Source organism: Staphylococcus sp. AC872 (assembly GCF_979255425.1).
Genome location: NZ_CEEDKW010000001.1, coordinates 356530 through 375285 on the forward strand (window position 1 = coordinate 356530; position 18756 = coordinate 375285).

Sequence of the window (18756 nt, forward strand, 5' to 3'; positions counted from 1 at the left end):
TCATCTACTTTGATGAAAGGGTTATCGCATGATTGATACTATGTCCTATTAATAAAGACCTTTTGTTTCGTTTGAAGTATCAATATAGATATTTTTAACTTGTTGATAGTTTTTAATGGCATCTTTGTACACTTCACGACCAATACCAGATTTTTTATATCCACCAAATGGCGCGCCTGCTGGAATTTGGTTGTACGTATTAATCCAGATACGTCCTGTTCGAATCGCTTTAGCAACATTTAATGCGCGGTTTAGATTCGTTGTAAAGATACCACCTGCTAATCCATATTCAGAATCATTGGCAATTTGAATAGCCTCTTGTTCGTCTTCAAATTTCTCAACAACAACAACTGGTCCAAAAATTTCTTCTTGTGCTAGCTGATGGCTATTGTCATTTAATTCAATAATCGTTGGCTCGAAGAAGAAGCCTTTATCTCGACCATTATCAGTAAGTCTGTGACCACCTGTAAGAATTGTTGCATTTGGATCATCTTCAGCTAATTTTACATAGCTTTGAATTTTTTCCATTTGTTCTCCACCAGTTTGACTTCCCATTTTAATATCATCTGCAAATGGATCGCCAACTTTAATGTTTTCAAAAGCTTCTTTTAATTTTGGGAGTAATTTGTCATAAACTGATGATTGAACGAGCAATCTAGAACCGGCACTACATACCTCACCTTGGTTGAATAAAATACCTAATTGCACACCTTCAATCACTTGATCAATATTTGCATCGTCAAAGATAATATTGGCACTCTTACCACCAAGTTCTAATGTTGTAGGAACAATGCGTTCTGCACCTGCTTTTGCTACACCATAACCTACATCTGTAGAACCAGTGAATGACAATTTATCGACACCTTCATGATTGAAAATCGCGTCTCCTGATTCAGAACCTTTACCAGTTAATACATTAACAACACCTTTTGGTAATACTTCTTGGAAGATTTTAGCTAATTCAATTAGTGTTAATGGTGTTGATGATGATGGTTGAATCACAACAGTATTACCTGCTGCAAGTGCAGGACCTAACTTCCAAGAAGCTAATAAAATTGGGAAGTTCCATGCCACAACAGCACCTACAACACCTACAGGTTCATGTACAACTAAACTCATCGTATTGTGATCAATTTCATTTACTGAACCTTCATCAGTTGTTAACACACTTGCAAAATATTTAAATTGATTTGCTGCCATTGGTACATCAATTGTAGATGTTTCTCTATATGGTTTACCATTTTGTAATGATTCAATTGTCGCGAATCGTTCTGCATTCTCATGAATTTTACGGCTAATTTCTAGTAAATAGTCTGCGCGTTCTTCTTTAGAAATTTTACTCCAACTATCAAATGCGTTTGTAGCCGCTTCAACTGCTTTATCCACGTCTTTTTGACTTGCTTTTGCGACTTCCGCTAATTCTTCACTATTCGCTGGGTTAGTCACTGTCAGTGTTTCTCCAGTTTCACTTTGTTGGAATTCATTGTTAATAAATAATCCGTATCGTTCATCGATATAATCTCTTACGTTAATATTTGCCATAGTATCCCTTCCTTTTTAATTTTATTTGAAATACTTTCGGAAATGTAAACGTTTACTTTTTCTTATTAACATTGTAACGACTTCAATTATGAAAATAAAACAAGATGCTCATTGTTTCAAAATTTGAATCAAAAAAGACTTCTTATACTATATAAATCATAGTTTAAGAAGCCATGTGTATTTTTAGTTAATCCATTTAACTACATCATCTTGTGTTTGACGAACTTTACCATGAGGCGGTTCACCTGCACGATAACCAAATGCTGCCATAACTGAAATGCCGAAGTTTTCAGTATCTAAAATACCTTCATCTGATAAGATTTGAGTCACTGTATCTACATCAAACCCTTCAATTGGACATGAATCTATACCTAATAAAGCTGCACTTGTCATCATATTACCCAAGGCAATATATGTTTGTTTACAAGCCCAGTCATATAATGTACGTTCGTTATCATTGATATGGAATTCTGTTTGGAAGTCATCATACTTTTTATACACTGCAGGGATTGTACTCTCTTCATATCCTTTAACATTTTTCACTAAATTTTGTACATATGGTGATTGGGATGTTACATTTTTACGTGCAAAAATAAGCATGAAATGACTAGCGGAATCTAATTGTTTTTGAGCACCCCAACTATATGGTTTTAACTTATCTCGAAGCGTTTTACTTTGAACTACTACAAATTTCCAAGGTTCTAAACCTAGTGAACTTGGAGATAATCTACCTGCTTCTAGTATTGTTTCAAAATCTTCGTTTGAAATAGTTTTAGATGCATCAAATTGTTTTGTTGCATGTCTAAAATGAAACGCATCAATGATTGTTTGATTCATATCGCTCATTTATATTGCCTCCTATTCATTTCTTTATACTATAAATTATAGCTTAGTTGACCTTTCTGAAAAAATATTTGAACTGAACCCATGTGTCTTAATAATTGATTAATTAAAAAAATGTAACATCTTAATCCTTAATTTATCTTATTTAAAAGAAAAATTAATATTTCTCTTGATTTGTGAAAAGTTTCACAATATAATGTGATTGTAAGTTTCAGTCTTACTTATATATTTTATATTATTAGTTATTTTTAGTTTTCTTATATTTGAGAAATGAGGTAAACAATGATGACAAGAATTATGTTTTTCGGTACAAGAGAATATGAAAAGGATATGGCGTTAAACTGGGGTAAAAAGAATAATATTGAAGTTACTACGTCACCTGAGTTATTAAGTAAAGAAACCGTTGATCAACTTAAAGATTATGACGGTGTTACTACAATGCAATTCGGTAAACTTGAAGAGGAAGTTTATCCTAAACTAGAGGAATATGGCATTAAACAAATTGCACAACGAACTGCTGGCTTTGATATGTACGATTTAGAATTGGCTAAAAAGCACAATATTATTATTTCAAACGTGCCTAGCTATTCACCTGAAACTATTGCGGAATATGCTGTATCTATCGCATTACAATTAGTACGTAAATTCCCTGCAATTGAAAAACGTGTACAAGATCATAATTTTACTTGGGCTGCGCCTATTATGTCACGTCCAGTTAAAAATATGACTGTAGCCATTATAGGGACTGGTAGAATCGGCGCTGCAACAGCTAAAATTTATGCTGGCTTTGGTGCTAAAGTTGTGGGTTATGATGCATATCCAAATGAATCATTAGATTTCATTGAATATCAATCATCTGTTGAAGAAGCTATTAATGGTGCTGATATCATTTCATTACATATACCTGCTAATAAAGAAAGTTATCACTTGTTCGACAAAGCGATGTTTTCTCAAGTCAAAGAAGGTGCAGTACTAGTAAACGCCGCTCGTGGTGCTGTGATCAACACACCAGATTTGATTGATGCTGTTAATCACGGTCCATTATATGGTGCGGCTATTGATACTTATGAATTTGAAGCACCTTATTTCACATTTGATTGGACAAATAAAGAAATTGAAGATGACACATTATTAGAACTCATCGACAATGAAAATATTTTAGTTACACCGCATATTGCATTTTTCTCTGATGAAGCTGTACAAAACCTTGTTGAGGGCGGTTTAAATGCATCACTATCTGTAATTAACACAGGTACTTGTGAGACACGTTTAAACTAAAATCACATATCAAAGACGCGTTGTAGTGATCTAAACCGATGATCAACACAACGCGTCTTTGATTATTTAAGATTAAGTACTACATTTTCAATTGTAGTTAATACCCCTTGGTCATCATTACTTGGCGCGACGTCATAAGCTATATCAAACAACGTTTTATCCTGACTATTTTTCATCACATAACTATATTGAGCTAACTCTAACATATCCTTGTCATTATTCGCATCACCAAATGCCATCAATTCTGAAGGTTGCATTTCCCAAACGTCCAATAGTCTGGCCAATGCTTGTCCTTTCGTCATATTGGGCATAATGATATCGATACTATCATGCCCACTCGATACTAACTTAATTGTATTTGGAAAACGTACTTTTAGTTCTTCATCTAAATGTGGATGTGTCTGCCTATTAATATTTAACGCGATTTTTACAAATTCATCTTCAGGTAAATCTTCTAATTGCGTAATTTCATTTAATTGATGATAGTAGAATCGTGTATCTTCTTTAAATGCTTCCGGTGTATCTTCTAAAATATAAGCACTTTCTAATCCACATATTACCATTTGATCAATCTGTCTATCTTTATGTAGATAATCAATCACATCTTGGTAATCTTGATGATTAAAACTGCGATATTGATATAATGCATTGCCTTTATAAATAACAGCACCATTTTCTGAGATAAAGAACATATCCCTTTCACCAAATATTGACTTCAATTTAGCATATTGGTTTCCACTCGCAGCTATAAATTCAATGCCTTGTTCCTTCAACGCTTTAAATACACGTTCGAATCTTTCATGATCATATTGTTTATTTGAGTCTAAAAATGTCCCATCCATATCAACTGCAATTGCCTTAATCACGTTTAATCCCCCTCATCCAATCTTTACGTTCATTATAGACAACAATTCAATAGTGATGAAGATTCACGGCACATCCTGAAACTATATTCAGACTTTGAAATTTCTTTCAAGACAGAAAAAATATAAAAACTGAGACACCATTTGTTGATGTCCCAGTCTATACTAATTGGATTAATTAATCTGTTTAGCTACAAATATTTTACGTTTTTCCCAAACGCCTGTATTTTTGTTGTAATTATCACAAGTAATTAATGTTAATTGATTTTTCTCGCCTTTATGTTCGTCTAAGACTTTAACATCAGATGGATCAACATCACGGATACTTGTCATTTTATATTTTCGAGTCTCATTTCCTACTTTGAAATACACTTTGCTGCCTTTTTTAGCTGCTTTTAAATTTGTAAACTGATAATGTGGGCGATCGGTAAATGTATGTCCTGCAATAGAAATGTTTTGATCTGTTAATGATTCGTTACCTTCAGCAAAACTTACACCACGATTTAATTGTTCAGGTGTAGCAGGTCCTGGGTAAACAGGTTCCTCAATTTCTGCATCTGGCACTTTAATATAACCTGCCATCTTTGATTTATCTTTAGGGATTTCGGGTGCTTTATCCTTAGATTGACTACTATCGTTACTTTCTTTTTTATCATAATTTTCGATTTTATCGTTATTATCCTTTTCATGTAGATAATTATCGATATGAGGTTTAGCAAATAAGTAAATTGCTACTAATATTAATACAACACCAACTATAGTCAGTAATCGATTGGTCCATTTCTTCATATATGTTACTCCTTTAGTTAAATACAATGAAAATCATTTCAGATTTAGCTATTTCTATATTTTGATATCAGTATATCATTAAATATTCATATTACATAATCTTTGAATAAAGTATTCAATTCATTGAATGATGTAAAATCCATTAAATATTCTTATAAGGATGTCATTACGTATGTCTTGTTTTTAGTTTTAAATTAGTATCTAATAGTTATTGAGGTGACGAACATGATAAGACAAGCACAACAATCGGATTTAACTTCAATACTAGATATTTATAATGACGCTATTATCAATACGACTGCAGTATACACGTATCATCCAACTACTATAGAGGAAAGACAGGCATGGTTTAAACATAAACAACAAAACGGTGATCCTATTTTTGTATTTGAAAAAGAGGGTATCGTACAAGGTTTTGCAACTTATGGCCCTTTTAGAAATTGGCCTGCTTATTTATATACCATCGAACATTCTATTTACATTCATCCAGAATATAGACATCATGGTATTGCATCACAATTGTTATCAAAACTGATTGATGAAGCTAAAGACAATGATTACCGCATACTAGTAGCAGGTATTGATTCCTCTAATAAAGGTAGTATTAAATTGCATGATAAATTTGGCTTCATTCACTCTGGCACAATTAAACATGCTGGGTATAAATTTGACCAATGGCTCGACCTTGCATTTTACCAACTTGATTTGTACAACGTAAAAAGAGATTAAGTAGGAATTGACTTCCATGACTTAATCTCATTGATTACCTCTGTTTTCAATAACAAAACGAATATAGTAAAACATGAACACAATGATCATACTTAGCGATAATGATTTGAATAATAAATTCACCCAAGTTCCCTCTGTCGTCCACAAATACGTTATCGTTGTGTTAATGATGAATGCTATAAAAATTAATGTTAATCGTAGCATTGCATCAGCCCCTTTTAAATTATTTTAGTGATAGGGCTGAACTTTTGCAATGAATTTTTTTAATTTTTAGAAAAATAAATTTATTACTTTCCTGCTCATTAACTCTATTATATGAAAAAAGCACTCAAGAGCTTATGTACTCTTAAGTGCTTAATGATACAAAATATTATTTGTTTTTCACCATATCTTCAGCTTCGCCAAAGATTTTACGTTTAATTTCTTCACCAGTTGGCGTACCTGCTAGACCACCTAAACCAGTTTCACGTAATGATGCTGGTAAGTTTCTACCAATTTTATCCATAGCACTGATAACTTCATCAACTGGAATTCTACTTTCTACTCCTGCTAATGCAAGGTCTGCTGAAATCAATGCATTGCCTGAACCAATGGCATTACGCATCACACATGGGATTTCAACTAAACCTGCAACTGGGTCACATACTAGACCAAGTAAATTACTAATTGCTAAAGCCATAGCATGGCCTGAAGATTCCGGTGAACCACCGAAAATTGATACTGCTGCAGCTGCGGCCATTGCAGATGCTGAACCAACTTCTGCTTGGCAACCACCTGTTGCTCCTGCCACACTTGCATTATTAGCTACGACTCTTCCGAATAATGCAGCTGTGAATAAGAAATCAATCATTTGATCTTCTGTAATATCATGTGTTTTTTCTAATTTAAATAATACACCTGGGATAGTACCCGAGGAACCAGCTGTAGGTGTCGCACAAATAATACCCATTGCTGCGTTAACTTCATTTGTAGCAACTGCACCTTTAACCGCTTCAATCATTTCATGTCCCGATAGTGCATGATTATTTTCATTATAGTCACGAAGTTTTGCTGCGTCATGTCCTGTGTAGCCAGTTACACTTTCTACACCTTCGCCCGTAGTACCTTTAACAACAGCATCTCTCATAACATCTAAGTTTTGTTTCATGTTGGCACGCACTTCATCACGAGTAAGACCTTTAAGTTCCATTTCTTCTTGGATCATGATATCTGCAAATGCCATATCTTTTTCTACTGCATAATCTATTGTTTCTCTAATTGAATCAAACATCTTGAATCCCCCTTAATTAATATAGGAAACGTTAAAATCACTGTATTTTTCTCTAATTGTGTCTAATGTTGATTCTTTGATTGATTTATTCAATGGCAGAACCACTAAACTTTTATCATCATTAACTTGTGTTAATTCATCTTTGTATTCAATTTCCATATCGTTTAAGTCATTAATCAAATGATTAATTTGTGCTTTATCAGCAGGACCATCAACTTCTAAAATAGGTAACCCGTGGTTCATTTCTACTTCTAGTCCATTCACATGGATACCTTTAAGCTTGATTGTTCCGCCACCAATTGAAATACCAATGACTTCGATATGACGTCCATTTGCATCATCAGCTTTAATGTAGGCACAGTTTGGATGTTGTCCAATACTTTCACCTTCATCTTCAATAATTTCAACAGCGATGCCTTCGTCTTTAGCGATGTCTAATGCTGATTTAATTCTGTTATCAAATGTACTGTAGCCCATTGCACCGCCAACTACAGCTACGTCTGTTCCGTGTCCTTGATGTGTTTTAGCAAAAGATTCATAATAACGAATTTCTAAGCTTTTAGGCACATCACCTAAAACAGCTCTTGCTGAGTTACCGATTTTTACTGCTCCGGCTGTATGAGAACTTGACGGTCCCATCATAACTGGACCAATAATATCGAATGCACTTTGATAATCATAGCTTTTAGCCATCATTAAACACTCTCCTTAACTTGGTTCTTTCTGCTCGGTACATTTAAACTTAAATTCATTAAGTTAAATTTCTTGATAATTGTACTCATGATTAATGCCAATATGATACTTACGATTGCAACAATGACAATTGTAATAATTGCTTTCATTGGTTCATTAAATCCAAATAAGACAATCGCGCCGGCAATTGGTGTGGCCATACCTTTTACGCCGATCACTACGCCCATAAATGTTACGATACAAGCATTTACCATTCCAATTAATGCATTCGTTCCATATAGTTGTACTGGATATTGAGCAATTAAATCAATTTGTGTTAATGGTTCGATACCTACTGCAAATGCTTTAGATTTACCACCAATGTGTAATCGACTAAATAAGACATAATTGACGAATGAACTTCCCATACATGTCATTGCACCGATTGCCATTGGTACTCCTGTTAAACCTAATAAGCTTGTTAATACCATTGAACTTAATGGTGTCATACCTGTAACCGGTATAACTAGTCCTAAAATGATTGCTAGTGCATAAGGGTTATTGTCGCCAACTGAAGTAACCGCACTACCAATTTGTTTAAGTGTTGCCATAACTCCTGGTGTGATCACGCTTGCTAAACCAAATGTAATTGCTGGAGCCAATAAAATAACAACAATTAAATCTAGTCCTTCTGGAACTTTTTTCTCTATTAATTTAATTCCAAAAGCTACAATATACGCTGCAATAAATGCTGGTAATAGTTTAAAATCATGTAACACTAAACCAACGATAACTGCAAACACTGGAGATACGCCTAAGTTTAAACAAGTAAGTATCCCTACTGCTATACCACTTAAACTTCCTGCTAAATCACCGATTTCTTGTAAAAATTTGATGTGGAATACGCCACCAATTGCATAACTTAAAAACGCTTGAGGTAAAAACGTTGCACATGCAGCCCCCGATAAAGCTTGCAATCCTTGTTTACCGTAAGGTGCAAATTTTAAGAATAGCGTCATGATGATAAGTACTAGTACAAGTGTACCCACTCCTAAGATAATATTCATTTCCCCAAAACCTCACTTTTTTATTTTTAGGCCATAGTTATCGTACACCCTTAAGAAAGCGATTTCAATAATTAAAAAGATTTAAATAAGACTAAATTGTGAAATGTTTCACGAATTAATTGTATAATTCATATTTAAAATGCAAATATACACTTTATCAGTAATTTCCCTTGTATGTTGCATTCTACATGAAAAATCCCGGCGATGTAAACTTACTCTTTTCAACTATATTCTCTCAATTATTTTGACGACCTTTCTATTCTAACGCTTATACACTTATTTTGTAACAAATCGCTCACAATTTTTTAGGGTTTCTTACCATAAATTTGTGTAAGAAACCCATAAATATGAATGTTATAAATTTGAGTGAGTTTTTACATCAATTAAACTTGATGTTTTTGAGTTTATTCAATTACTGTAATCCCTTAACTATGTCAAGATTGTCATTAACTGGTGGCCCTCTTCCCCTTTTTATATCATACGTCATATTCGGATGCTCCTCTCTGGCAAATTAAGGATCCTTTTGTAGAAGATTAAGGATAGTGGTTGTTGGAATAGCATTTAAAAATTTCAGATTTAAATTTAAAGATGTGAATGTCTATTAGATAGCTTGAGTAGAAAGGATAAGTTTTTAAATGTGGATAGAAAATTGTTACTGTATTAAAAATGAGTGGTGTAAAGCAATCATAATACTGAAGTTGTAAGTGATAAAAAGGAGTCTATTTAAGTTGATTGATACGATTTTCGAGGAATAATGTAGTTTTAAAATAAAACGAAGTATTTTTATATGTATATTAAACGATTTTAAATTAATTTTGTCAATATAAAATTTCAGATTTTTCTAATAATTACACAACACGCTTCTTTAGTATAAAAAATAGTAGATTGGAAGCCGTCTATTTATTCCAATCTACCTCACATTTATTTAATAAGTTTAGCCGTCATATCTTTAGTATGCTTGTACATATCTTTATAAATATTATGGTAATACTCGTATTGTTGATGCTTATCCGTATTAGGTTTAAATACATTTTCTACCTGAATGAAATCATTAACGCACTCTTCAAATGTTTGATACCAACCTAGACCATATGCCGCAATGATAACTGCCCCCATGCTAGGCCCTTCTTCATGTTTTAGCTTCTTAACTGACGTATTAAAAACATCTGCTTGTAATTGTAACCAAAAATCACTTTTCGCGCCGCCTCCAATAGAGATGACGGTATTAATTTCATTGCCTGCTTGTCGAATAAGTTGTATAGAGTCATATAATGAATACGTGATACCTTCAATCACTGCTCTAACGAAATCTGCCTTAGTATGTTGACCACTTATCCCTATGAAACTACCGCGAATCGTTGCATCACCATGAGGTGTACGTTCACCTGCTAAGTATGGTGCAAATAGTAAGCCGTTCGCGCCTATCGTAGATTGACTTGCCAACTGTATTAGTTGATCAAAACTTTCTTCTTCAAAAAAGGTATGTTTTAACCAATTTAAGCTATATCCAGCAGCTAAAGTTACACCCATTGCATAGTAAGTTTGCGGTATCGCATGATTAAAGAAATGTAGATTATTATCATATTCTGTTACGCTTTGATGTTCGACATTTAAAATCACACCGGATGTCCCAATACTACATAAGGTCTCTTTATCATGTATCACACCAGCACCTATGGCTCCACATGCATTATCACCACCACCTGCAAATGTGGCTACATCTTCATTTAAACCAAGCTCCTCAGCAATTGTAGGTAAAACGTTACCTGTAAATGCATGTGAATCAACAAGTGGCGGATATATATCACCAATTTCAAAAGTATCTCCTAAATCTTTAGTCCATTGATTCGTCTTTGGACTCAATAATAATGTACTTGCAGCATCACTATATTCCATGTGTATGTTCCCTGTGAGACGATAACGCAAATAATCTTTTGGTAACATAAAGTAATCTACATTTTTCCATATGTTAGGCTCATGTTGTTGTACCCAAAGTATTTTAGGTAAAGTAAATCCTTCTAAAACAGGGTTTTCATTAACTCTATGACCAAATTTGTCTATGATTTGTCGACATTGTTCAGAGTTTCTAGTGTCATTCCACAGAATTGCATTACGCAAGACGTATCCCTCTTTATCAACAATGACTAAACCATGCATTTGACCTGAAAATGACATTCCTTTGACAACATAACCTTCCATTTTAGATGATGACATTAATGCTAAAATCGCTTTTTTAGTTGCTTGGAACCAAGCTTCAGGATCTTGCTCACTATATCCACTTTGCTCTTGGATTAATGATAATGGCGCATTCTCAGACTCAATGACGTCCCCTTGTTGATTAACAGCTATTACTTTGATTGAACTTGTTCCTAAATCGATACCTAATACAACTTCTTTCAAATGGCACACTTCCTTTATCTATAATCATTTGTCCATTATGATATTCATCAACATATGTCGGTCTTATAACTATCTTATTCCAGTACTCATCACTATCTTAATATACACCTTTCATACTGTCTATTTTAGCTTTTTTATGATTAATTCTTTATATAAAGGGGTAATTTTGTAATTATTAAATAATTAAAGGGATGAATTATAATGACCAATCAATATAAAGATAATCAATCACAACCATATAATCAATTACACCAAATTGCTCAAGGACTTTATGCAACGCCAACAACTCAATTACCTTTTGATCCTCGTTTTGAATTTAAATCATTTATTTTAGAACGTGAAGGTGACAATATAGTCATTTATCACTCTGGTCATTTAAAAGACGTTCAACCAGACATTCAACAATTGGGAGGCGCTGCTAAAGTTTTAATGAATCATGATCATGAATCTTTAGGCGGTCCTAACCAACTTGATATGCCGTATATCATACACCAAGATGATGCCAAGGCACTCACGCGCTCAATAACAATTCAGGATTATTTCAATGAACGCCAAATGTTATATGATGATTTAGAAGTGATTCCTACACCAGGACATACACCTGGTACGACGATGTTTCTATGGGATAACGGTGAGCATCGTTACTTATTTACTGGCGACTTCTTATGTTTCGAAGGTGACTCATGGCGTACTGTTATATTAGGCTCTAGTGATAGAGAACGCTCGATTCAAAGCCTTGAATTGATTAAAACGTTAGACTTTGATGTGCTCGTACCTTGGGTTTCTATTAAAGAAGGTCCATTTGCTTATTTTGTTGAAAATGAAGAGGAAAAGCAACAACAAATTCAAAATATTATTGACCGTGTCCGTAATGGAGAAAATAGTTAATATTAAAAAAAGACGTGGGGCCTTTGCCTCACGTCTTTTTTAATAGTATTGCCTTATCTGTTACCAACGTCAGATCCGACATCTACCTTTTTGTTTTTCTTATCATACACAGCGCCTTGAACACTACCAAAGTTTGGATCGTTACGCTTTTCTTTCACAGCATATCCCATACTCTTGAAGATGTCTAAATCTTTATCATCAATCGCATTTTCATAGTAAATCGTGCCACCATCATTATAGAAACGTGGTTTATCTACTGCTTCTTGTAACGTACCGTCACCTCTTAAATAATCGACTATGACTTCATTTAACATCGTTGGAATCTTGTTACCACCTGGTGTACCGATACCCATATAGAAATCTGTACCAACGATGATAGATGGTGAAATAAATGAACGTGGTGCTTTATGCTTTTCACCATAGTTTGGACTTGATGGTGATTTAGAGAAGTCGCCTAATGAGTTATTCATATAGAATCCTTCTTTCATAAAGTCACCAGAACCAAAGTAACTTGATAACGTGTTTGTTGTACTTGCAACTTTACCTTGTTTATCAATCACAACAAAGTGTGTTGTACTAGTGTTATCTGTTTGGATAGGGTTGAAATCACTACCACCTTCGCCTGCTGTACCAACATTGACCTTATTAAGTTCACCTAATAAGTAGTCATCAGATAAATGTTCTTCACTACTTGGCTCTGCGCCATTAACAACATCACGGTTACTATACATGATATCTCTGGATTCCAAGATACCTTTAATATAGCTATTTCGATCAGCGGTATCTTGATTTTCCTTTTCATCAATTTTCAGACCTTGTAGTGTTAATGTCCCACCTAGTGGATTAGAAGCTGAATAAACTTTGTTACCTAAATAATCTGTACTTACTGGTTCTTTCTTTTCAGTCTTAAATGTCGTAAAGTCTTTTTCAGTTAGTTTATTATCTAGTTGTTTAGAAACGCTTTTACCTACATCTTTGTAGAAGTAATCGGGACCTTTGTCACGTATTTTAGTTAAAGTATCTGCTAGTTTTTCCTGTTTTACTACATCGCCTTCACGCACTGTTTGTTTACCTTTAAAGAATGGTGAATTTCGATCAATTTTAGAACCATATATTTTCAAGCTACGCTCTAACTCTGAATCGACTTCAAATCCATCTTTAGCAAGTGGAATAACGTAATCAAAGAGTTTCTTCTCATCCATCTTACCTTCTTTTTCATGCATATCATGCATCCCTCTTACAAACCCAGGGGTACCGATTTTATCACCTTGTTTAAAGTTATAAGAAGAATATGTTTTATATTCGTATAAGTTTGGTACTTGGCCATCTTTACCATCGTACGTTAGCGTTGCGCCACCGCCACCTAATCCAGATGAATGCGGCTCAGTCACTGCTAATGCATAAGAGACTGCAAATGCTGCGTCTGTTGCATTACCGCCATCTTCTATTACCTTTTCACCTATTTTTGTAGCAATTGCATTATTGGATGCAACACCATAATTTTTAGTTCCTGGCTTTTTATGATTAGCTATTTTATTTTCATATAGCTTATCTTTATCTACCTTTTCATCTGAGGTGAAGTAATAAAAGACGAACGAAATAATAATGGTAATAATTAAAATGACAGTCAAGGTTGCTTTATTGTATATGTTCATTCCTAACTGGCCCCTTTTGAAAGATATTGCTGTTCTCCATTTTTCAGTTCTTGTTGTTCATAACTATCTAAACCTTCATTCGCTCTTGCAAATATGACGAGTAGGAAAATGATGACGACTATAATAACGACAGTAATGGGTAGCCAATGTTTTTTAATATTCAAATGTATAACCTCCATCGTCAGCTTTTTTAAGATTGATTGACTGATCTTTAATATTATTATGGAAACGTTTATGATCCATCTTATTCATATCATCTTGTGAGATTTTACCGTCTTTAGATTGTATTGGTGTAAGATGGAACTTATGTTTTTTACCTTTCCAATCATCTTGAACAACCATACCTTTTTGGTTTTTAGATAGGAAATCATCTGAAGTCGTATTTCCTAGGCTATAAAAAATAGGTGTGTTTTTATATTTTTCAACTTTTTGAATAACTGAATTATGACCGATAATGACATCAGCACCTGCTTTTGATAACGCATGTGCATATTCTCTTTGACGATCTGTAACATTTCTTTCATTAGGAATGCCCCAGTCGACATTAACAACGACGTAATCATTATTCTCTTTTAACTTTTTGATTAACGGATAAAAAATATCAGGATCTAAACTAATAGACGTCGTATTTTTTAGTGGCTCTGCATAATTGGATTCAACATCTGTAAAGGATACATTCGCAATTTTCTTACCTTTAATATTTTGTTGAATTGTTTTACTGTTGATTGGGTTTGAACCATTACCCGTTAAGAAGTTGTATCCTGCTTGCGATTCTACTTTCTCCATTAAGTCTCTAGCTGTAACATTGTCGGCTGTTTGGTTAATTAAATTGACACTTTTAATATTTTGTTTCTTTAAGAACATGATATTTTCTAAATTCTTTTCAATTTCTTTCTTAGGATCATTTGAAAAGTCATTAACTAATAGCGATGCTGTTGAGAAATCACTATTTTTCAACGGATCTTGCAAACCAGAAAAGACACTATTGAGATTATTTTGGCGAATATGTTTATTTAACGTAATATTGCCTAAATATGTCATTCGGATACTGCTAGGATCTTTCGCATCACTCTTAACTGGTACTACTTTGACCGCGCGAATAGCGAAGACTATTAATACTAAAGCGATAAGTAGGACGATGGCTGTATACAACGTATTTCTACGCTTATGTCGTTTAGATTGTTTGAGCAACCATTCGCTTGGCGTTAATCGTTTTTTCTTTTTCATTGTTATTACGCGCTCCTTGTTCTTGATTAATTAATAAAACTGTATAAGAACAAGATGACATATGTAATACATGTTAATAACATAGTAGATGATAATGTTATTACAACACCTTGTTTTTGAATTGTGTTAGCGATGATACCAGGAATTACTACCCCAATACCGGACACTTCGACCATTTCAAATGGCGTCAATGGATAAATCAAATCAAATATAAACTTCAATACCATACCTGTTAGAATCATGGCTGCGAACTTTCTTCTACCATATAAAATAACCCATTTACTAATACCATTATTTACAATGAAGAATGTTAAACAACTAATAATAAGTACTGATAACAGCATGATGGGTTGATCAAAAATTAAAGCTAAATAACCTGGTACAACCAGTCCTGCAGGGTTAATACCAAATTTCTCAGCAAAAATAAGACTGAGAACGACACCTACAAATAAGGAGAAATATAATTCTGAACCTATCATTTTATTCTATCCCTTCTATGAATTCCGCTATTCTTCCACCTGGGCCGTGGATATTACCTACACAAAAGACAAGTGCATTGTCCGATTCTTTCATAATAGCTTTTTCAATTTCTGTAAAATCTTGTCCTTCAAAGTTCAAATATCTTTTGTCTGGTAAACGATGCATTAAATCTGATACCATCTGTGTACTTTTTCCGGTACAAATCAACGTATCGTAATCAATATCTTCTAAGAAATTATCAACAAATAGTTGTGTTCTATCGATTCTGTCAGATCGACAATTTAAAATGACCACTTTTTTCGTATAAGGATAATTGTATGATTCCACCTTATTTAAAATAGCTTTAGTGGATTGTGGTTCGTTGGCAGCAAACGCATTAACAAATACATTTTTAGTGTTATTGGCATGGAAGTATTTAATTCTTACAGCACCTGGATCCGCTGGCGCATTTAACATACCTTCTAAGGCTGTCTCACTATCAATGCCAACTGCTTGAGCAATACCTAATACGATAGCTACATTATCTGGAAAAACTAAATAATCAAACTTTCTTAAGTAAGACTCTGGTATTTGCTCTTTGTCCACAACGATTAATTCTGTTTTACGCTTTTTGGCTTCTTTAGCGAAAAATTCTGTAAATTCATCTTTCATTACTACTAATTTACCTTTATATGGAATAGTTGCCGTGAATGATTGAGCAACATCTTGTAATGTTGGACCTAACACATCCATGTGGTCTTCCATAACATTGACAATAACGCCAATATTCGCTTTTACTAAATCCTTTTGGAAAGTAATTTGATAATCTGGATTAACAGCCATACATTCGTTAACAAGTGCATTCGCCTTTTGTTTAACAACTTTACGAATGATATCACGTTGCTCACCAATATTGGCGCCTTGAGGTTTTCTAATCACTGGGTACTCTTTTTGGGTAAACCAGTACATCATTCTTGCGTCAGTTCCTGTTGTCTTCCCTATGACTCTATAGTGGTCTTCTCTAAGCACACTATACGCCATTCGAGTTATTGTTGATTTACCTCGAATACCATTAATGTTGATACGTATAGGGATTTTCTTAAGTCGATTCGCATGGCGGTTTTTCTCCTTAATGCCTAGCCATAGAATCAACACGACACATACTATTATGAGAATCACGCTGTAATCCCTCTCTTTTCTATGTATATTGAATTATAAATGGAACAATACATGTAGATTTACATTTAAATAAAATAAGATAAATACAAATTATTCAAACGTTTCCATCACTATAAAGTCTATAAAAGTTATTAATTAAAAGTCAATATATTTTAAATATTAGCTTAAAATTCTTTGTCGAAAATGCTTAATCTACTACTTACTAGTAGTAGCCTATCATTTGGTTATTGACTCAGTTTTAATTCTATTAATCAAAGATTAAAAATATGTAAAGGAATGTAAAGGTATAGTTCGTGATTTAACAGATAAGCTTACATTATTAGCAATATCAATAGATGCACGTGTTTGTGCCAACATTTGCTTAAGTTATATATTTTTTACTAGGAATTTACACTATCTTAAAAATTAAGTGTTACATTAAGAGTGTAGTTACTCAGACCTTAGGAGGAGAAGAATGCAAAAGTCAGTTAAATTCGCTATCGGTATTTATTTGGCGATTATCTTAATTGTGACAACTTTATACTTATCATTCATTCTAATTGGGAGTTTACAAGGGAAAGACATGACTAATTCTGTATTAGATACAGATCATACGAAGATAAACAATAAAACTCGTAATAGCGATGAAGCCGTCAACACTTCTCTAAAAAATGAAGAAGCTTCATCAAAATCTCATTCATATACAGCAACAAATTATAAAAATGTAGATACAAATGACAATAGTAAGCATCAAAATGAACATATAGATAACAAAACAGCGAATTCAAATTATCAAACATACTGATAAATGAATTCGCTGTTATATTCCAAACAAACCCTAGCAAAAGTAATTTGGCATAGGGTTATTTTTTTATGATTTCTTGAAGTTGCTTTAAGAAACGCTCGCGTTCTGGTAGCGGAAAAATAGGATAAATATGAAACAGATTATAGCCTTGTATAAAGTCATGTGCAATGCCTTTGTCATTGAGCATATGAGAGAGTTTGAGTGCATCAGGATACAACGTTTCTTTTGTACCTATCACAATCGTAATATGACCGAGTCCTTCTATCTCCCCATTAATAGGTGAGATTCTATAATCCTCTAAAGGCGTATCGCCTGCCCATAATGTAGCTAAATATTTACTACCTTCTATACCTAACATAGGGTCTTCCTGTTCATACTTCTTGGCTTCTGGATTACTAAATGTAGCATCTAGTACTGGTGATAAAAGAACAATGTGTCCTGGTTGAGGTAATTGTTTTTCTTTTAAAGACTGTGCAAATGATAAAGCAATTTGACCACCTGCAGAATCTCCCATTATCACTATTTGTTCAACATCATCAACTTTTTGCAGTATGTTTTGGTATAAATGATGCAACAATACATCTGTTGTCACATAATCTCTATGCGGCACTTTCGGATAGACCGGCATTACCACTTTGGCATTTAACGTTCCGGCAAGTAAATCGATAAATTCGAAGTGATATGGCAATGGATCTTGGAACCAAGCACCTCCGTGTATATACAATACCGTTTCTTGCTTACGGTCGCTTTGATCATTAACAATATAAACAAGTGAACCATAATAATCTCTTATCTTCACATGATGTTTAAATTCATACGGTGTACCACCGTATTTACCAGCCGTTTCTTCTTTAGTTCGTTCAAGTGCTTTTTTCGCACCTTCAACATTATCGAATGACTTTTTCATACCATTCAATCGCATCATTTTCTCCTGCACAAAACTACGGTAACTTCTTTTTTCTTTAACTTTAGCAAATAATATACTTCCTAAAACAGTTGAGCTAATTACAGCAAGTGCTCTTTTAAACAATGACATGCACCTCCTATATTCTTTACTACTATCATATAACAATTTCTTGTGATTGGTCTTAAAAACGCTCATCACGTCCTA

The 18756-nt window shown here is 33.8% G+C and carries 19 protein-coding genes; 4 read left to right on the forward strand and 15 right to left on the reverse strand.

Going from position 1 to position 18756, the window contains the following annotated elements:
• Nucleotides 1-48 precede the first annotated feature (48 nt).
• A complete protein-coding gene (locus ACZ267_RS01800) occupies nucleotides 49-1542 on the reverse strand; it encodes an aldehyde dehydrogenase family protein (RefSeq protein WP_079448987.1) in 1494 nt (497 codons plus the stop codon).
• Nucleotides 1543-1725: 183 nt separating this feature from the next.
• The gene (locus ACZ267_RS01805) at nucleotides 1726-2388 is read right to left on the reverse strand and encodes an NAD(P)H-dependent oxidoreductase (protein WP_002466985.1); all 663 of its coding nucleotides are present in this window, start codon (nucleotides 2386-2388) and stop codon (nucleotides 1726-1728) included.
• A 282-nt stretch (nucleotides 2389-2670) separates the two neighbouring features.
• Between ACZ267_RS01805 and ACZ267_RS01810 the strand changes: the two genes are divergently transcribed.
• The gene (locus ACZ267_RS01810) at nucleotides 2671-3663 is read left to right on the forward strand and encodes a D-lactate dehydrogenase (protein ID WP_047211307.1); all 993 of its coding nucleotides are present in this window, start codon (nucleotides 2671-2673) and stop codon (nucleotides 3661-3663) included.
• Nucleotides 3664-3725: 62 nt separating this feature from the next.
• On the opposite strand, the gene ACZ267_RS01815 is transcribed toward ACZ267_RS01810, so the two are convergent.
• Both ACZ267_RS01815 and srtA read right to left on the reverse strand, forming a co-directional pair.
• A complete protein-coding gene (locus tag ACZ267_RS01815) occupies nucleotides 3726-4529 on the reverse strand; it encodes a Cof-type HAD-IIB family hydrolase (protein WP_002466940.1) in 804 nt (267 codons plus the stop codon).
• 171 nt (nucleotides 4530-4700) lie between these two features.
• Entirely contained in the window at nucleotides 4701-5315 is a 615-nt protein-coding gene (gene srtA, locus ACZ267_RS01820) for a class A sortase SrtA (protein WP_002466975.1), read from the reverse strand.
• A gap of 225 nt (nucleotides 5316-5540) precedes the next feature.
• Between srtA and ACZ267_RS01825 the strand changes: the two genes are divergently transcribed.
• The gene (locus ACZ267_RS01825) at nucleotides 5541-6044 is read left to right on the forward strand and encodes a GNAT family N-acetyltransferase (protein ID WP_002466984.1); all 504 of its coding nucleotides are present in this window, start codon (nucleotides 5541-5543) and stop codon (nucleotides 6042-6044) included.
• Between the two features lie 27 nt (nucleotides 6045-6071).
• On the opposite strand, the gene ACZ267_RS01830 is transcribed toward ACZ267_RS01825, so the two are convergent.
• From ACZ267_RS01830 to xylB, 5 genes are all read right to left on the reverse strand, one after another.
• A complete protein-coding gene (locus ACZ267_RS01830; protein WP_002466971.1) occupies nucleotides 6072-6248 on the reverse strand; it encodes a hypothetical protein in 177 nt (58 codons plus the stop codon).
• Nucleotides 6249-6414: 166 nt separating this feature from the next.
• On the reverse strand, nucleotides 6415-7314 hold the full coding sequence (sdaAA, locus tag ACZ267_RS01835) for an L-serine ammonia-lyase, iron-sulfur-dependent, subunit alpha (protein ID WP_047211111.1): 900 nt from the start codon (nucleotides 7312-7314) through the stop codon (nucleotides 6415-6417).
• 12 nt (nucleotides 7315-7326) lie between these two features.
• Nucleotides 7327-8007, reverse strand: a complete 681-nt coding sequence (sdaAB, locus tag ACZ267_RS01840) for an L-serine ammonia-lyase, iron-sulfur-dependent subunit beta (RefSeq protein ID WP_015364688.1) — start codon at nucleotides 8005-8007, stop codon at nucleotides 7327-7329.
• 2 nt (nucleotides 8008-8009) lie between these two features.
• Nucleotides 8010-9053: a PTS sugar transporter subunit IIC gene (locus tag ACZ267_RS01845; protein WP_002466981.1), complete on the reverse strand. Its 1044-nt coding sequence runs from the start codon at nucleotides 9051-9053 to the stop codon at nucleotides 8010-8012.
• Nucleotides 9054-9974: 921 nt separating this feature from the next.
• On the reverse strand, nucleotides 9975-11453 hold the full coding sequence (gene xylB, locus ACZ267_RS01850; RefSeq protein WP_463680280.1) for a xylulokinase: 1479 nt from the start codon (nucleotides 11451-11453) through the stop codon (nucleotides 9975-9977).
• 201 nt (nucleotides 11454-11654) lie between these two features.
• On the opposite strand from xylB, the gene ACZ267_RS01855 reads away from it, so the two are divergent.
• A complete protein-coding gene (locus ACZ267_RS01855) occupies nucleotides 11655-12341 on the forward strand; it encodes an MBL fold metallo-hydrolase (protein WP_047211113.1) in 687 nt (228 codons plus the stop codon).
• Between the two features lie 53 nt (nucleotides 12342-12394).
• Here ACZ267_RS01855 and ACZ267_RS01860 read toward each other — a convergent pair whose 3' ends face one another.
• From ACZ267_RS01860 to pgsB, 5 genes are read right to left on the reverse strand one after another with little or no spacing between them, the layout of a single operon-like run.
• Complete coding sequence (locus tag ACZ267_RS01860) at nucleotides 12395-13996, reverse strand: gamma-glutamyltransferase (RefSeq protein WP_002466934.1); 1602 nt, start codon at nucleotides 13994-13996, stop codon at nucleotides 12395-12397.
• 2 nt (nucleotides 13997-13998) lie between these two features.
• A complete protein-coding gene (locus ACZ267_RS01865) occupies nucleotides 13999-14160 on the reverse strand; it encodes a hypothetical protein (protein ID WP_002466942.1) in 162 nt (53 codons plus the stop codon).
• Complete coding sequence (locus tag ACZ267_RS01870) at nucleotides 14150-15223, reverse strand: CapA family protein (protein WP_015364687.1); 1074 nt, start codon at nucleotides 15221-15223, stop codon at nucleotides 14150-14152. The genes ACZ267_RS01865 and ACZ267_RS01870 overlap by 11 nt, the downstream gene beginning before the upstream one ends.
• 26 nt (nucleotides 15224-15249) lie before the next feature.
• Complete coding sequence (gene pgsC, locus ACZ267_RS01875) at nucleotides 15250-15702, reverse strand: poly-gamma-glutamate biosynthesis protein PgsC (protein ID WP_002450119.1); 453 nt, start codon at nucleotides 15700-15702, stop codon at nucleotides 15250-15252.
• A 1-nt stretch (nucleotide 15703) separates the two neighbouring features.
• Nucleotides 15704-16861 (reverse strand): poly-gamma-glutamate synthase PgsB, encoded by a 1158-nt coding sequence (pgsB, locus tag ACZ267_RS01880; RefSeq protein ID WP_002466961.1) that lies wholly within the window; start codon nucleotides 16859-16861, stop codon nucleotides 15704-15706.
• A gap of 454 nt (nucleotides 16862-17315) precedes the next feature.
• On the opposite strand from pgsB, the gene ACZ267_RS01885 reads away from it, so the two are divergent.
• Nucleotides 17316-17645: a hypothetical protein gene (locus ACZ267_RS01885; RefSeq protein ID WP_002466964.1), complete on the forward strand. Its 330-nt coding sequence runs from the start codon at nucleotides 17316-17318 to the stop codon at nucleotides 17643-17645.
• A 58-nt stretch (nucleotides 17646-17703) separates the two neighbouring features.
• Here ACZ267_RS01885 and ACZ267_RS01890 read toward each other — a convergent pair whose 3' ends face one another.
• Nucleotides 17704-18675 (reverse strand): alpha/beta hydrolase fold domain-containing protein, encoded by a 972-nt coding sequence (locus tag ACZ267_RS01890; RefSeq protein WP_047211114.1) that lies wholly within the window; start codon nucleotides 18673-18675, stop codon nucleotides 17704-17706.
• Nucleotides 18676-18756 lie beyond the last annotated feature (81 nt).

What these genes read in the sequence shown, in the direction of transcription:
- ACZ267_RS01805 (WP_002466985.1), bottom strand. Translation starts at nt 2,388, where the DNA reads ATGAGCGATATGAATCAAACAATCATTGATGCGTTTCATTTTAGACAT.
- ACZ267_RS01830 (WP_002466971.1), bottom strand. Translation starts at nt 6,248, where the DNA reads ATGCTACGATTAACATTAATTTTTATAGCATTCATCATTAACACAACG.
- ACZ267_RS01800 (WP_079448987.1), bottom strand. Translation starts at nt 1,542, where the DNA reads ATGGCAAATATTAACGTAAGAGATTATATCGATGAACGATACGGATTA.
- ACZ267_RS01870 (WP_015364687.1), bottom strand. Translation starts at nt 15,223, where the DNA reads ATGAAAAAGAAAAAACGATTAACGCCAAGCGAATGGTTGCTCAAACAA.
- ACZ267_RS01810 (WP_047211307.1), top strand. Translation starts at nt 2,671, where the DNA reads ATGACAAGAATTATGTTTTTCGGTACAAGAGAATATGAAAAGGATATG.
- pgsC (WP_002450119.1), bottom strand. Translation starts at nt 15,702, where the DNA reads ATGATAGGTTCAGAATTATATTTCTCCTTATTTGTAGGTGTCGTTCTC.
- ACZ267_RS01855 (WP_047211113.1), top strand. Translation starts at nt 11,655, where the DNA reads ATGACCAATCAATATAAAGATAATCAATCACAACCATATAATCAATTA.
- ACZ267_RS01885 (WP_002466964.1), top strand. Translation starts at nt 17,316, where the DNA reads ATGCAAAAGTCAGTTAAATTCGCTATCGGTATTTATTTGGCGATTATC.
- srtA (WP_002466975.1), bottom strand. Translation starts at nt 5,315, where the DNA reads ATGAAGAAATGGACCAATCGATTACTGACTATAGTTGGTGTTGTATTA.
- sdaAA (WP_047211111.1), bottom strand. Translation starts at nt 7,314, where the DNA reads ATGTTTGATTCAATTAGAGAAACAATAGATTATGCAGTAGAAAAAGAT.
- ACZ267_RS01825 (WP_002466984.1), top strand. Translation starts at nt 5,541, where the DNA reads ATGATAAGACAAGCACAACAATCGGATTTAACTTCAATACTAGATATT.
- ACZ267_RS01860 (WP_002466934.1), bottom strand. Translation starts at nt 13,996, where the DNA reads ATGAACATATACAATAAAGCAACCTTGACTGTCATTTTAATTATTACC.
- ACZ267_RS01845 (WP_002466981.1), bottom strand. Translation starts at nt 9,053, where the DNA reads ATGAATATTATCTTAGGAGTGGGTACACTTGTACTAGTACTTATCATC.
- sdaAB (WP_015364688.1), bottom strand. Translation starts at nt 8,007, where the DNA reads ATGGCTAAAAGCTATGATTATCAAAGTGCATTCGATATTATTGGTCCA.